The 13977-nt window shown below is 52.5% G+C and carries 12 protein-coding genes, 1 tRNA gene and 1 pseudogene; all 14 read right to left on the bottom strand.

Translation table 11 applies throughout. From position 1 onward, the window contains the following. Positions 1-141 (bottom strand): GTP-binding protein (locus tag QNK41_RS15885; RefSeq protein ID WP_319255173.1); only part of this gene is annotated, 141 nt, incomplete at its 3' end. A gap of 126 nt (positions 142-267) precedes the next feature. Continuing rightward, the gene (gene rpsG / locus QNK41_RS15880) at positions 268-738 is read right to left on the bottom strand and encodes a 30S ribosomal protein S7 (protein WP_319258642.1); all 471 of its coding nucleotides are present in this window, start codon (positions 736-738) and stop codon (positions 268-270) included. Between the two features lie 55 nt (positions 739-793). Next, positions 794-1165 carry a 30S ribosomal protein S12 gene (gene rpsL, locus QNK41_RS15875; protein ID WP_319258639.1) on the bottom strand — a complete coding sequence of 124 codons (372 nt, stop codon included), beginning with the start codon at positions 1163-1165 and terminating at the stop codon, positions 794-796. 115 nt (positions 1166-1280) lie between these two features. Beyond that, entirely contained in the window at positions 1281-5690 is a 4410-nt protein-coding gene (gene rpoC, locus QNK41_RS15870) for a DNA-directed RNA polymerase subunit beta' (protein WP_319258638.1), read from the bottom strand. Between the two features lie 71 nt (positions 5691-5761). Beyond that, complete coding sequence (gene rpoB, locus QNK41_RS15865; RefSeq protein ID WP_319258636.1) at positions 5762-9847, bottom strand: DNA-directed RNA polymerase subunit beta; 4086 nt, start codon at positions 9845-9847, stop codon at positions 5762-5764. 141 nt (positions 9848-9988) lie between these two features. Then, entirely contained in the window at positions 9989-10369 is a 381-nt protein-coding gene (rplL, locus tag QNK41_RS15860; protein WP_413815165.1) for a 50S ribosomal protein L7/L12, read from the bottom strand. A 73-nt stretch (positions 10370-10442) separates the two neighbouring features. Then, positions 10443-10967 carry a 50S ribosomal protein L10 gene (gene rplJ / locus QNK41_RS15855; RefSeq protein ID WP_319258632.1) on the bottom strand — a complete coding sequence of 175 codons (525 nt, stop codon included), beginning with the start codon at positions 10965-10967 and terminating at the stop codon, positions 10443-10445. Positions 10968-11263: 296 nt separating this feature from the next. Then, the gene (gene rplA, locus QNK41_RS15850) at positions 11264-11968 is read right to left on the bottom strand and encodes a 50S ribosomal protein L1 (protein ID WP_319258630.1); all 705 of its coding nucleotides are present in this window, start codon (positions 11966-11968) and stop codon (positions 11264-11266) included. A 95-nt stretch (positions 11969-12063) separates the two neighbouring features. Beyond that, complete coding sequence (gene rplK, locus QNK41_RS15845) at positions 12064-12486, bottom strand: 50S ribosomal protein L11 (RefSeq protein ID WP_319258628.1); 423 nt, start codon at positions 12484-12486, stop codon at positions 12064-12066. 81 nt (positions 12487-12567) lie between these two features. Further along, entirely contained in the window at positions 12568-13098 is a 531-nt protein-coding gene (gene nusG, locus QNK41_RS15840; protein ID WP_319258626.1) for a transcription termination/antitermination protein NusG, read from the bottom strand. Between the two features lie 16 nt (positions 13099-13114). Then, positions 13115-13474 carry a preprotein translocase subunit SecE gene (gene secE, locus QNK41_RS15835; protein WP_319258624.1) on the bottom strand — a complete coding sequence of 120 codons (360 nt, stop codon included), beginning with the start codon at positions 13472-13474 and terminating at the stop codon, positions 13115-13117. Positions 13475-13557: 83 nt separating this feature from the next. Beyond that, positions 13558-13634, bottom strand: a tRNA-Trp gene (locus QNK41_RS15830). Between the two features lie 30 nt (positions 13635-13664). Continuing rightward, positions 13665-13814 (bottom strand): 50S ribosomal protein L33, encoded by a 150-nt coding sequence (rpmG, locus tag QNK41_RS15825; RefSeq protein ID WP_155303881.1) that lies wholly within the window; start codon positions 13812-13814, stop codon positions 13665-13667. Between the two features lie 21 nt (positions 13815-13835). Beyond that, a pseudogene (gene tuf, locus QNK41_RS15820) lies at positions 13836-13977 on the bottom strand (elongation factor Tu); the annotation flags it as partial.

Below are 13977 nucleotides of genomic sequence, written 5' to 3'. Positions count from 1 at the left end.
AAAGGGAATATAGTCGGCCAACCCCTTCAATCCACTCAACTTCGTGATCGCCGCCGTCAGGGTTGTCTTGCCATGGTCAATATGCCCGATGGTCCCTACGTTTACGTGCGGCTTCGTCCTCTCAAATTTTTTCTTCGCCATCTCCGGGTCCTCCTGTTAGCGGGGACTGTCACCCCAACAAGGCAAAAGGTTTTGATCGTCAGGCAATTGGCAGACCTGTACGGCGCTCAAAACCTAGTGCAGATAATATATAGTGGAAGTGGATCGTTACCAGCGGAAGTGGGCAAACGCCTTGTTGGCATCTGCCATCTTGTGCGTATCCTCTCGCTTCTTCACGGTAGCACCGCGCCCATTGGCAGCGTCCATCAGCTCCCCGGCCAGCTTCGCGCCAAACCCTTTTTCACCACGCCCCCGTGCATAACTGATGACCCATCGAAGACCCAGAGCCGTTCGCCGGGACGGGCGAATCTCAGTGGGCACCTGATATGTGGATCCTCCCACGCGTCGGGATTTGACCTCGATGTGGGGTTTTACATTCTCCAGCGCCTTCTCAAAAATCTTGAGCGGGTCTTCATTGGTCTTTTCACTGATGATGTCAAAGGCCCCGTACAGCAGTGATTCGGCAATACTCTTTTTCCCGTCGCGCATAAGCGAGGCGATAAACTTGGATACCAGCTTGCTGTTGTGCTTGGCATCCGGAATGATCACTCGTTCGGGAACTTCTCTTCTTCTCGGCATAGCTCACACCATTTTCATTAAATATCGACTATCAGTCAGCTTATTTACATCAAGGCTATTTCGGCCTCTTGGCGCCGTATTTTGAACGCCCCTGCCGCCGCCCATCCACACCCAAGGTATCCAACGTTCCACGAACGATATGATACCGAACACCAGGCAAGTCCTTGACACGCCCTCCCCGGACCAGCACCACGGAGTGCTCTTGAAGGTTGTGCCCGATTCCCGGAATATAGGCCGTCACTTCCACACCGGTGGTTAAACGGACCCTGGCAACTTTGCGCAACGCCGAGTTGGGTTTTTTGGGTGTTGAGGTATAAACACGGGTGCAAACCCCTCGTTTTTGAGGTGCCCCTTTCAGTGCCGGTGTATTGGTCTTTTTTACAACCCGTTTCCGACCCTTACGCACTAGCTGGTTGATTGTTGGCATATTAACCCCTTCAACTGATCATTGACATCAAATTTCTTCGCGCACAGAAACTGACTGTGTATAGTTTAAGCCTTCTATTGTCAAGATAATTTTTAACCGTTTCTCCGGCAACCCATCAGTCAGAACCACTTGCCACCACTTGCAGATCGCGGTATTCGGCCACACCTGTTCCGGCGGGAACGATTCTGCCCATGATTACGTTTTCCTTGAGGCCTCGCAGCGAATCTTCGGCCCCGGCAATGCTGGCATCGGTCAACACCTTGGTGGTCTCCTGAAAGGATGCCGCCGAAATAAAACTGTCCGTGCTCAGCGACGCCTTGGTGATTCCGAGGATCAACGGTTCGGCAATCGCCGGTTTTCCGCCCTTGGCGATGATGACTTCATTGGCCTCTTCGAAATTGATTTTGTCCACCTGCTCTTCGAGGATGAAATCCGTGTCTCCGACATCCACCACTTTTACCCGGCGCATCATCTGACGAACGATCACTTCGATGTGCTTGTCGTTGATGCGAACACCCTGAAGCCGGTAAACCTCCTGGACTTCATCCACCAGGTATTTCGCCAGTGCCACTTCCCCTTTGATCTTGAGGATATCCTGGGGGTTGGCAGCTCCGCCGATGAGCGGTTCGCCAGCCCGGATGTAATCCCCTTCGTAAACATTGATATGCTTGCCTCGCGGAATCAGATATTCTTTCTTTTCACCCACATCAACCGGGGTGATCGTGACCCGTTGTTTGCCTTTTTTGGTGGCCTTGGAAATGGAGACATAACCGTCGATTTCACCCAATACAGCCACTTCTTTCGGTTTTCTCACCTCAAACAATTCGGCGACCCGGGGCAGACCCCCGGTAATGTCCTTGGTTTTGGTGGTCGCACGGGGCAGTTTGGCGATGATATCACCGGCTTTTACCGGATCGCCCTCTTCCACCATCACAATCGCATCCACCGGCAGCATGTAGCGCGCCATCCCCGAGCCCTTGGGGAGCTTGGCCGTTTTGCCGTCCTCGCCCTTAATGGAGATGCGGGGGCGCTCTTCGGCGATTTTGGATTCTATTACCGTCCGACTGGACTTGCCGGTAACCGGGTCCACTTTCTCCTGGATGGTCTTCCCCGGGACCAGATCGCCAAACTTGACGGTCCCATCCACCTCGGTGATAATCGGCGTGGTAAATGGATCCCATACGGCCAGCAGATCGCCCGGGCTTACGGCCTGGCCATCCTGCAACACGATATGGGCACCATAGATGACTGGACACCGCTCGCGCTCACGTCCGGTCTCACCGACAATGGCAAACTCGCCTCCCCGGCGATTCATGACCACCATTTCATTATCCGCATTTTTGACCACATTGAGGTCGACAAATTTGATTTTACCGGCAGTTCGTGAGCGAATGTCCGCCTGTTCGACCCGACGGCTAGCCGTACCACCGATGTGGAATGTCCGCATGGTGAGCTGAGTTCCCGGCTCACCGATTGACTGGGCAGCCAGGATACCCACCGCCTGTCCCATCTCGACCGTTCGACCATGGGCCAGATCCCGACCATAGCACTTGGCGCAAACACCGTGTTTGGTGCGGCAGGTCAATACGGAGCGAATCAAGACCATAGTAACGCCGGCGTTTTCGACGGTCTGGGCATCGTTTTCATTGATTTCCTTGCCCGCGCGGACAACCACGTCATCGGTAAACGGATCCAGTATGTCTTTCACGGTGGTGCGTCCCAGGATACGCTCGCTGAGGCGCTGAATCACCTCACCGCCTTCGAGCAACGGCTCCACCTCCACGCCAAGCATGGTACCGCAGTCGTGCTCAATGACTGCGCAATCCTGGGCCACATCTGCCAAGCGGCGGGTCAGGTATCCCGAGTTGGCAGTCTTCAACGCGGTATCGGCAAGACCTTTCCGGGCACCATGTGTGGAAATAAAATACTGGAGTACGGAAAGCCCCTCCCGGAAGTTGGCCTGAATGGGAGTTTCGATGATTTCCCCGGAAGGTTTTGCCATCAATCCGCGCATGCCGGCAAGCTGACGCATCTGGTCCTTGCTGCCCCGGGCGCCGGAGTCGGCCATCATATAAATGGGATTGAAGCTTTCCGCCAGCAGGGGTTTTCCGGACTCGTCCAGTCTGGGGTTGCCCTCTCTGTCGTTGAGGGGTTCCACCTTCATGGCGTCCATCATCTCATTGGCCACGTCATCGGTGGCCTTGGCCCAGATGTCCACCACCTTGTTGTATTTTTCACCCTGGGTGATGAGGCCTTCAGTGTATTGGCGGCCGATTTCGATCACTTGCATGTCTGCCCGGTTGATAATTTCCCCTTTTTTCTCAGGGATGATCATGGCGTCGATGGAAATGGAAAGCCCGCCTTTGGTGGAATACTTGTACCCGGTGTCCTTCAGCCGGTCTGCCAGGATAACCGTGGCCTTGGCCCCCAGATTCCGGTACACGTAATCGACCAGTCCGCGAAGGGCACCCTTGTCCATCACCTTGTTGATAATTTCAAAGGGAATTTCCGGGCGTCGCTCCATCACCTGAAACAGGTGGGACCCCGAATCGGTGGAGATGATGGAAGAGATATCGTTTTCGGGCAGGAGAAACAGAGCATCTGCATCATCGGGAGCGGCACCGAATACCCGGATGAGCTCTTCTTTTTTCAGGAGCCCGAGTTCACCATTGTTGTCTTTGTCGGGGCTTTCGGAATAGGCGGCGACGAGATCGATGAATTCTTCGCCGGCCCGCGCCTTTTTCACGATTTTGGTCATGGTTTTCTGATCACTGACCATGATGTGGCGCAACCGGGCCACCGATTCTTTCGGCATGATCTCCCAAAGGAGAATCCGTCCGACAGTGGTTTCCACCCGGTTTCCATCGATACGAACGGTGATGTTGGCGTGCAATTCGGCAGCCCTGTCGTCGTAGGCAACCCGCACTTCTTCCGGGTTGGAAAAAATCTTTCCTTCCCCCTTGCAGCCATCTTTTTCACGAGTCATGTAGTATAGGCCCAAAACGATGTCCTGACTGGGGACGATGATGGGGCTGCCATTGGCCGGGGAAAGAATATTGTTGCTTGAAAGCATCAGTATCCGGGCTTCAATCTGGGACTCCACGGACAGGGGCACGTGGACAGCCATCTGATCGCCGTCGAAATCGGCATTGAAGGCCGTACAGACCAGCGGATGGAGCTGAATGGCCTTGCCTTCGATCAAGGTGGGTTCAAAGGCCTGAATACCCAGACGATGCAAGGTCGGCGCACGGTTGAGCATCACCGGGTATTCCTTGACGACTTCGTCCAGGGTGTCCCAGACTTCAGGGACCTCCCGCTCAACCATTTTCTTGGCGCTTTTTACGGTTGAGACCAGGCCTTTTTGCTCCAGCCGGTAGTAAACAAATGGCTTGAAGAGCTCGAGTGCCATCTTTTTCGGGAGACCGCACTGGTGAAGCCGCAAGTTTGGTCCCACGGTGATCACCGTACGGCCGGAGTAGTCCACCCGTTTTCCCAGGAGGTTTTGGCGAAACCGGCCCTGCTTGCCTTTCAACGTGTCACTTAAAGATTTGAGCGGTCGTTTGTTGGTACCGGTGATCACCCGGCCGTGACGGCCGTTGTCAAAGAGGACATCCACCGATTCCTGGAGCATCCGTTTTTCATTGCGGACAATGATTTCCGGCGCCTTGAGGTCCATGAGCCGTTTTAGCCGGTTGTTGCGGTTGATGACCCGGCGATAGAGGTCGTTCAGGTCGGAGGTGGCGAACCGCCCGCCTTCAAGCGGAACCAGGGGCCTGAGGTCGGGGGGTAGCACGGGGATCACGTCCATGATCATCCAAACGGGCTCCAGACCCGATCGCATGAACGCGTCCACGATCTTCAATCGCTTGGACAGCTTTTGCCGTTTGGCCACTGAATTGGTGGCCCGGATATCTTTTCTCAGTTCCTGGTAAAGCTCGTCAAGCTCGATGTTTTCCAGCAGCGCCTTGACCGCCTCCGCACCGATTCCGGCTTCGAATTTTCCGAAGCCGTATGTCTCGATGGCCTCCTGGTATTTGTCGTCAGACAGCAGCTGGCCACGGGTCAGGGCCGTGTCTTTGGGATCAATGACGATATACGAATCGAAATAGAGCACCTTCTCCATGTTCTTCAGCGTGATGTCGAGAAGGTTGCCGATCTTGCTCGGCAGACTCTTGAGAAACCAGATATGGGAAACCGGTGTGGCCAATTCAATGTGCCCCATACGCTCCCGACGCACCTTTGACTGGATCACTTCAACACCGCACTTTTCGCAGATCACACCCCGGTGTTTCATGCGTTTGTACTTGCCGCAGTTACATTCGTAATCCTTGGTCGGCCCGAAAATTTTGGCACAGAACAGTCCGTCACGCTCCGGTTTGAACGTCCGGTAGTTAATTGTTTCCGGCTTTTTTATCTCGCCATGGGACCATTGCCGAATCTGGTCCGAAGAGGCCAGAGAAACCTTGACGCCAGTATAACGCCTGGGATCTGTCGGTTTAGAAAAAAAGTCATACAGTGTTTCCATATATCATTCCTTTAATGGCGTTAAGGATAATCAAAGGGGGTGGCACGCCAATGTCGCCGGAATCACCCGATTTAGTCCTCCAGCAGGGTCACATCCAGACCCAGGCTCTGGAGCTCTTTGGTGAGCACCTTGAACGATTCGGGTATGCCGGGCTCCAAGACGTTCTGACCCTTGACGATCTTTTCGTACATCCGGGTGCGACCGGCCATATCATCCGACTTGACCGTCAAGAACTCCTGCAGCGCGTGGGCGGCCCCGTATGCCTCCATGGCCCAGACTTCCATCTCCCCCAGCCGCTGACCACCGAATTGAGCCTTGCCGCCAAGGGGCTGCTGCGTCACCAGGGAGTAAGGCCCGATGGACCTGGCGTGGATTTTGTCATCGACCAGATGGTGGAGCTTGAGCATGTACATGGTGCCGACGGTGATCTTCTCCTTGAAGGATTCTCCGGTATGGCCGTCATAGAGGGTCGTCTGACCCGTGGGACTCAAATCAGCCTCGACCAGCAGCCGCTTGATTTCATCCTCTTTGGCACCATCGAATACCGGCGTCGCCATATGAACACCGTTGCGGTAAAACCCCGCCAGGCCTTTTACATCCTTGTCGCTCATCTTTTTCAGGTTGCCGGCAGCAGAATCGAAGATATTGGTTAGTTTTTTGCGAAGATCCTGGACCTTGTTCGCTTCAAACAGTGTGTTAAGCTGATCGCCAAGCCCCTTTGCCGCCAGACCCAGGTGAATTTCAAGAATCTGACCAACGTTCATCCGTGACGGGACGCCAAGTGGATTGAGTACCATATCGACGGGTCTGCCGTCCGAAAAGTAGGGCATGTCTTCGATGGGAAGGATTCTGGACACCACACCCTTGTTCCCATGGCGACCGGCCATTTTGTCACCGACGGAAAGTTTACGCTTCATGGACACGTAGACCTTGACCATTTTAATCACGCCCGGCGGCAACTCGTCGCCCTTCTCATAGCGCCCCCGCCGGCCCTCGAACTCATCCTGGCAACGGGTCACCTGCGCACGGTATACGTCCAGCACCTGGTGGACCTTTTCGGTAAGCACCGGATCGTCAAAAAGCAGTCCTTCAAGTTCGGCAACGGGAACCTGGACCAGGCTGCCAGGCTCAATGGGGGTATTTTTGGCGAGATAGACCTTCTTGCCCTTTTTCAGCGGCGCTGAACATTTCTGGCCATTCAGCAGCGTTTCCAACTGAGACCGGACGCTTTCGCCGATAATTTTGATTTCGTCGTCTTTGTTCTTCTCCATAGCCGCCATCTCGGCAGTTTCGATAGCCTGGGCGCGTTCATCCTTTTCGACACCACGCCGGGAGAATATTTTCGCATCGATCACGATGCCCTCCACGCCAGGTGGAACCCGCAGGGAGGTGTCTTTGACATCGCCGGCCTTTTCGCCAAATATGGCCCTCAGCAACTTTTCCTCTGGCGACAGCTGCGTCTCGCCTTTGGGCGTGATTTTTCCGACGAGGATATCACCCTGTTTCACCTCGGCACCCAAGCGGATAATCCCGCTGTCGTCAAGATTTCTCAACGCCTCTTCGCCCACATTGGGGATATCACGCGTCACTTCTTCCTTGCCGAGCTTGGTGTCCCGGGCCACGACTTCGAACTCTTCAATATGCACCGACGTGTAAACGCCGTCTCTCACCAACCGTTCACTGACGAGAATGGAGTCCTCGAAGTTGTATCCACCCCAGGGCATGAAGGCCACGGTGACATTTTTCCCCAAGGCAAGCTCCCCCTGCTCGGTGGCAGGGCCGTCGGCGATGATCTCGCCGGCGCGGACAAACTGGCCTATCCTTACGATGGGGCGCTGATTGAAGCAGGTATTCTGGTTGGAGCGGACAAATTTGAGCAGGTTATAGATGGTCACCTGTTTGTCGGCACCGGCCTCGGATGAATCGTGCTTCAGAACAATCCGCGACGCGTCCACATCGACCACTTCACCATCTCGGCTGGCCACGACCGTAACGCCGGAGTCCTTGGCCACCACCCCTTCGATGCCGGTCCCCACCAGCGGTGCCTCCGACTTGATCAGGGGAACTGCCTGGCGCTGCATATTGGAGCCCATCAGTGCGCGGTTGGCGTCGTCATTTTCAAGGAAGGGGATCAGCGAAGCGGAGACGCTCACCAACTGATTGGGTGAGATGTCCATCAGCTCGATCTTCTCCCGTTCTACCATCATGAATTCGCCTGCAACCCTGGAAGTGACCGTCGGGTTAATATACTGGGAGGCCTCATCGATGGGTGCGTTGGCCTGGGCAATGGGATGGTCTTTCTCTTCGAAAGCACTTAAAAATCTGACATCCTTGGATACCGTAGCATTTTCAACCACCCGATACGGCGTCTCGATAAAACCAAAATCATTTACCTTGGCGTACGTACTCAAGGAGACGATGAGTCCGATATTGGGGCCCTCAGGCGTCTCGATTGGGCAGATGCGTCCGTAGTGTGACGGGTGAACGTCACGGACTTCAAAGCCTGCTCGTTCCCGCGTCAGCCCCCCCGGTCCCAATGCACTGAGTCGCCGTTTGTGGGTAGTCTCGGACAAGGGATTGGTTTTATCCATGAACTGGCTGAGTTGGCTGGTACCGAAAAACTCCTTGACGACCGCTGAAACGGGTTTCGGATTCACCAGGTCGTGCGGCATCAGCGCGTCGACTTCCTGCAGACTCATGCGCTCTTTGATTGCCCGTTCCATGCGGACCAGACCAATGCGGTATTGGTTCTCAAGCAGTTCTCCGACAGCACGTACCCGACGGTTTCCGAGATGGTCGATATCATCCACCACCCCCTGGGTGTCCCGAAGTTCGACCAAGGTATTGGCCGTCAGCAGAATATCCTCTTTTCGAAGGGTTCTGACGTTCACCGGCGTGTCGATTCCCAGGCGCAGATTGATCTTGAGACGCCCAACGCCGGACAGGTCATAGTAAGAGGACTTGAAAAAAAGGTGGTCGAGAAAATCCTGCGCAACCTCCGGTGTTGCCGGGTTGCCGGGTCGAAGCAGGCGATATATTTCGATCAGCGCTTCTTCTTTGGTGTTTACTTTGTCCAGTAGCAGGGTTTTTCGGATGGAATCACTGCTGGACGCACCGTCGATAAAAAGCAATTCGAATTCTTTGATGCCAGTATCTTCGAATTGCTTTAACATGGTTTCGTCCACCACGTCATTGGCGTGTGCCATCACCTCCCCGGTTTCCGGGTTGGCCACAGAAAAGGCAATGGCCTTGTCAAGCAAATCATCCCTTTCAAAGGGAATCCGCGAGAAGTTAGCGGCGGTCATCTGCTTGAGGGCTCGCTGGGTGAATATGCGCCCTTTTTTAACAAGCACCTCTCCGGTCTCGGGGTCCAGGACATCTTTGCTGGCCCGTGTTCCTTTCAAGAGTTCAGGCGCAAACCCCCGGTAGTAAACCTTTCCGTCAAAAATGATCTTTTCGGTGTTGTAAAAGTAGCTCAACAGGTCTTCTGTGGAGTAGCCGAAGGCTTTAAACAGAACGGTAACGGGAAATTTCCGGCGGCGGTCGATTCGGATGTATACAATGTCCTTGGGGTCTATTTCCAGATCGATCCAGGATCCACGCACCGGAATAATTCGAGAGCTGTAGATGATCTTTCCGCTGGAATGGCTTTTGCCTTTGTCATGGTCGAAAAAAACGCCCGATGACCGATGCAACTGGCTTACCACGACTCGTTCCGTTCCATTGATGATGAATGTCCCCTTTGCAGTCATCAGTGGAATGGTGCCGAAGTAAATCTCTTGTTCCTTAATGTCTCTAATGTTGGATACACCGGTATCTTTGTCTGTGTCATACACCACCAGCCGGACCGTTATCCGAACCGGCAGCTCATAGGTCATGCCACGGTGGACACACTCTTCTTCACTATGCTTAATTTCAGCAAATCGATAAGACACAAACTCCAGAGAAGCACTGCCCGTGAAATCCTTGATCGGGAATACGGACTTGAAAACCGCCTGCAAACCGATGTCTTCCCGTTTTTCGGGAGGCACGCCCATTTGGAGAAATCGCTGGTATGAATCACGCTGCATACCGATCAAATCGGGGATTTCTACAATTTTTTTAATTTTGCCAAAGCTTTTTCGTATTCTCTTGTTCGCCGTTGGTCTATTCGACATGGCAACTCCGATAGATGATTTAGGAATGAGAAAATGGGATCAAAGGACTATTCACCTTTGTACCCCATTTTCACATTCAATGCTTTTTAAAATAAAAAAACAATATTATGGCTACTTAGGACGGCTGTGGCCAGTTGGGTTTTACTTGAGCTCCACTTGGGCGCCCGCTTCTTCAAGCTGCGCTTGAATCTTTTCGGCCTCTTCTTTAGGGATGGCCTCTTTAACCGCCTTGGGCGCTTCGTCCACCAGCGCTTTGGCTTCCTTAAGACCCAGGCCGGTAATGGCGCGGACCTCTTTGATAACGGCAATCTTCTTGTCGCCGGGGGCGATAAGCATGACGTCAAATTCGTTCTTTTCCTCGTCTGCATCCGCACCCGAGCCATCACCCACAGGTCCTGCAGCCATCATGGCAACCGGCGCAGCCGCGGAGACGCCGAATTTGTCCTCCATCTCCTTAACCATTTCGGAGAGTTCAAGAACGGACATATTAGCTATAAACTCGATAACATCTGCTTTGGTAATATCAGCCATTGGTAATTTTTCCTCCAGATTAATTAATTTTACAGTCTTTCAATCTCGTTAGGTAATGGGCCAATCAGGCCTGGGCTTCCTTCTGGTCCTTGATTGCCTGAAGCACGTTCAAAATTCGTTTCGGCACGTCACTCAGAGCCCTAACAAGTGATGTCGGAACGGCGTTCATGGTTGCGAGCACCTGAGCCAAAAGGACTTCCCTCGACGGCAGCGAAGACAGCGCCTTGATTCCTTCAGGATCAACGACCTTACCGTTGAGCACGCCCATTTTGATTTCAAAGTTTTTATTTTCCTTTAAGAAATCAGTGAGCACTTTTGCCGGTGCAACGGGATCGCCATAAGTCAAGGCGATGGCACTTGGTCCTTTGAAGTGATCTTTGATCAGGGTGACGTCATTACCTTCCGAAGCACGCACGAGAAGCGAGTTTTTAGCCACCTGATATTCGGCATTTGCCTCTCTGAGCTTTCTCCTCAAGATGTTCATTGCTGAGACATCGAGCCCTTTGTAGTCGGTCAAAATAACGATTGTCGACTTTTTTAAGCGCCCTTGAAGGTCGTCAGTGATTCTCTTTTTTTCGTTAATATCCAATGCTTGATTTCACCCCCTTCCTTAATCTGCAAAAACCGGAGGACACATGATGGCGTTGATTTCTGAGAGGGGCTTCTGTAACATCAGGGTTGGAAAAAATGACGTTATAGGAAGACCTCATGAAACGCTTCAACTCCGTCTCGGCAGGCCGGTATAAACCGATTAAACACGCAGCCCCTTTTCTAAACGGGCCTTTGTGGACCTACAGTCTTTGACAGCGTAGTCAGACAGGCTGTTATGTGCCTGCCATAAAAAAAATGTTCACCAACCATGATACAAGGCGGCCGGTGACACACCTATTTTCCCAAATCCTTTACCAGTCCTGTATCGATTTTGATTCCGGGTCCCATCGTCGTGGACACGGCAATCCCTTTCAGGTAGGTTCCTTTGCTGGAAGATGGCTTCAGCTTCATGATCATCTCGAGAAATGCGGAGACATTCTCTATAAGCTTTTGTGAACCGAAGGATACCTTTCCCATCGGTGCATGAATGATGCCTGCTTTCTCAACCCGGAATTCAATTTTACCAGCTTTGAGTTCCTGGACCGTTTTAGCCACATCAAAAGTGACCGTTCCGGTTTTTGCGTTGGGCATTAAGCCCCTGGGGCCAAGGAGTCGACCAATCTTTCCGACAGTGCCCATCATGTCCGGTGTGGCGACGGCTTTGTCGAATCCGAACCAGCCTTCTTTGATTTTTTCAACCAGGTCTTCGTTACCGACGAATTCGGCACCGGCTTCTCTGGCCTCCATCTCTTTTTCACCTTTGGCGAAGACAAGCACTTTGACTTCTTTTCCAAGGCCATTGGGCAGGACGACGGTTCCGCGAACCATCTGATCGGCATGTCTGGGATCAACGCCGAGGCGCACAGCCACATCGATGGTTTCATCAAACTTTGCATAGGAGGAGGAGATGGCGGCATCAATCGCTTCGGTGAAATCGTAACGTTTGGTAGACTCGATCTTGCTTGATGATTCCTTATATTTCTTACCACGCTTAGGCATTTTAGCTATTGCTCCTTGAATTTTGTAGCTCAGCGTCCCCGTCTGACTGGCGATCTCGTTGTTTCGAAATCGCCACTCAATACATACCCGGACAGCTAATTGACATCAATCCCCATGCTTCTGGCGGTACCGCTGATAATTTTACAGGCGGCAGCCAGATCGTTTGCGTTAAGATCTTCCATTTTAATTTTGGCAATTTCTTCGACCTGAGCCATGGTTACCGTGCCCACCCGATCACGCTTGGGATCGCCTGCCCCCTTGGCAACTTTAGCCGCCTTCTTCAGCAGAACGGCAGCCGGCGGTGTTTTGGTGATGAAGGTGAATGAGCGATCCTGAAATACGGTAATAACCACAGGAATGATCATACCGGCATCGTTGGCGGTCCGTGCGTTAAACGCCTTGCAGAAATCCATGATATTGACACCGTGCTGCCCGAGAGCCGGACCGATGGGAGGAGAAGGATTTGCCTTGCCTGCTTCAACTTGAAGCTTTATCTGAGCCATTACCTTTTTAGCCATTTTTCGATCAATTCCCTTAAAGATAAATATAGTTCGGTTTAATCGTAAAAACTGTCACGATTGATAACGCCGCCGGGGCGATTACAATTTCGATACTTGGATAAAATCCAGTTCAACCGGTGTTGACCGGCCGAATATACTCACCAGCACCTTGATCTTCCCCTTTTCAGGGCTGACCTCTTCCACGGTTCCGTTGAAATTGGTGAAGGGGCCGTCAGTTACTCGGATTTCGTCGCCGGTTTCGAAGAAATACTTGGGTTGCGGTTGGTTTTTGCCCGCCTCCATCCGGTTGAGTATGGTATCAGCCTCTTCCTGTGAAATCGGCGTCGGTTTTTCTCTTCCGCCTAAGAAACCGGTAACCTTGGGCGTATTGTTCACGATATGCCACGTTTCATCATCAAGCTCCATCCTGACGAGCAGGTAGCCGGGATAAAACTTTCTCGCCGAGGTCTTCCGCTTGCCTTTAACCAGCTCAACAACTTCCTCTGTAGGGACGAGGACCTTGTCAAACTTATCTGGATCGAGCGACGAGGCTATTTTTTCTTCGAGGGAAGCTTTCACTTTATTCTCGAATCCAGAATAGACATGAACAATATACCATTTTTTTGACACTATAAACGCTCCTGCATCATTGCAATACTGCTCGGACCAAGCCGGAAAGCCCTGCGTCGACAAGCCCTAGAAAAAGTGAAATGATCGTCACGATCACAAGCACCACCAATGTAGAGCCCATTGTCTGCTTGCGTGAAGGCCATGTAACTTTTTTAAGCTCTACTTTCACCTCTCTGAGAAACTGTAACCCCTTGTCTATAAAAGTCTTTTCTTTAACAGCCGTGGGTTTGCTAACCGGAGTATAGGTTTTTTTTACTGCCGGTTGAGTCGCTCCCTGCACAGCGGGGGAATTCTGGTTCTGTCCGGCTTCACCAGTGGGCCGTTCTTTTTTAAGCTTTTTGCCTGGATCTTTTTTTCGAAGTAATCGTCCCATCATACCCCGTTTTAATCAACGGCGGATAGCTGTCAACCGTTTCAGCCATCAGCTACCGGCGCCATTGCAAGTTACACCTGAAAATGTGGCAGGCCAGGAGGGATTCGAACCCCCAACACCCGGATTTGGAGTCCGATGCTCTACCAATTAGAGCTACTGGCCTGCATTAAATCCTCAACGCCTGATTGTAGGATTACTTTGTTTCTTTGTGCGGCGTATGCTTTTTGCAAAATCGACAATACTTGCTGAACTCCAACTTGTCAGGCGTTGTACGTTTATTTTTGGTCGTTGTATAGTTTCTTCGCTTACACTCCGTGCAGGCCAGTGTTATAATGATTCTCACTTGAAGGCACTCCTTGGCAGACTATTCAATTATCTCGCTGACGACACCGGCACCCACCGTACGGCCGCCTTCACGAATGGCGAACCGAAGCTCCTTCTCCATGGCGATCGGCGTGATCAGGTCGGCCGTGATCGCCACGTTGTCGCCCGGCATCACCATCTCC

Source organism: Desulfosarcina sp. (assembly GCF_033791525.1).
In the GTDB taxonomy this organism is placed as follows: Bacteria; Desulfobacterota; Desulfobacteria; order Desulfobacterales; family Desulfosarcinaceae; genus Desulfosarcina.
The sequence above is the reverse complement of the archived record's forward strand: the minus strand, read 5'-3'. Positions and strand labels throughout refer to the sequence as shown.

Coding starts and splice junctions, on each gene's coding strand:
- rplA (WP_319258630.1), bottom strand. CDS start 11,968: ATGCCTAAGCGTGGTAAGAAATATAAGGAATCATCAAGCAAGATCGAG.
- rpoB (WP_319258636.1), bottom strand. CDS start 9,847: ATGTCGAATAGACCAACGGCGAACAAGAGAATACGAAAAAGCTTTGGC.
- secE (WP_319258624.1), bottom strand. CDS start 13,474: ATGATGGGACGATTACTTCGAAAAAAAGATCCAGGCAAAAAGCTTAAA.
- rplK (WP_319258628.1), bottom strand. CDS start 12,486: ATGGCTAAAAAGGTAATGGCTCAGATAAAGCTTCAAGTTGAAGCAGGC.
- rpoC (WP_319258638.1), bottom strand. CDS start 5,690: ATGGAAACACTGTATGACTTTTTTTCTAAACCGACAGATCCCAGGCGT.
- rpsL (WP_319258639.1), bottom strand. CDS start 1,165: ATGCCAACAATCAACCAGCTAGTGCGTAAGGGTCGGAAACGGGTTGTA.
- rpsG (WP_319258642.1), bottom strand. CDS start 738: ATGCCGAGAAGAAGAGAAGTTCCCGAACGAGTGATCATTCCGGATGCC.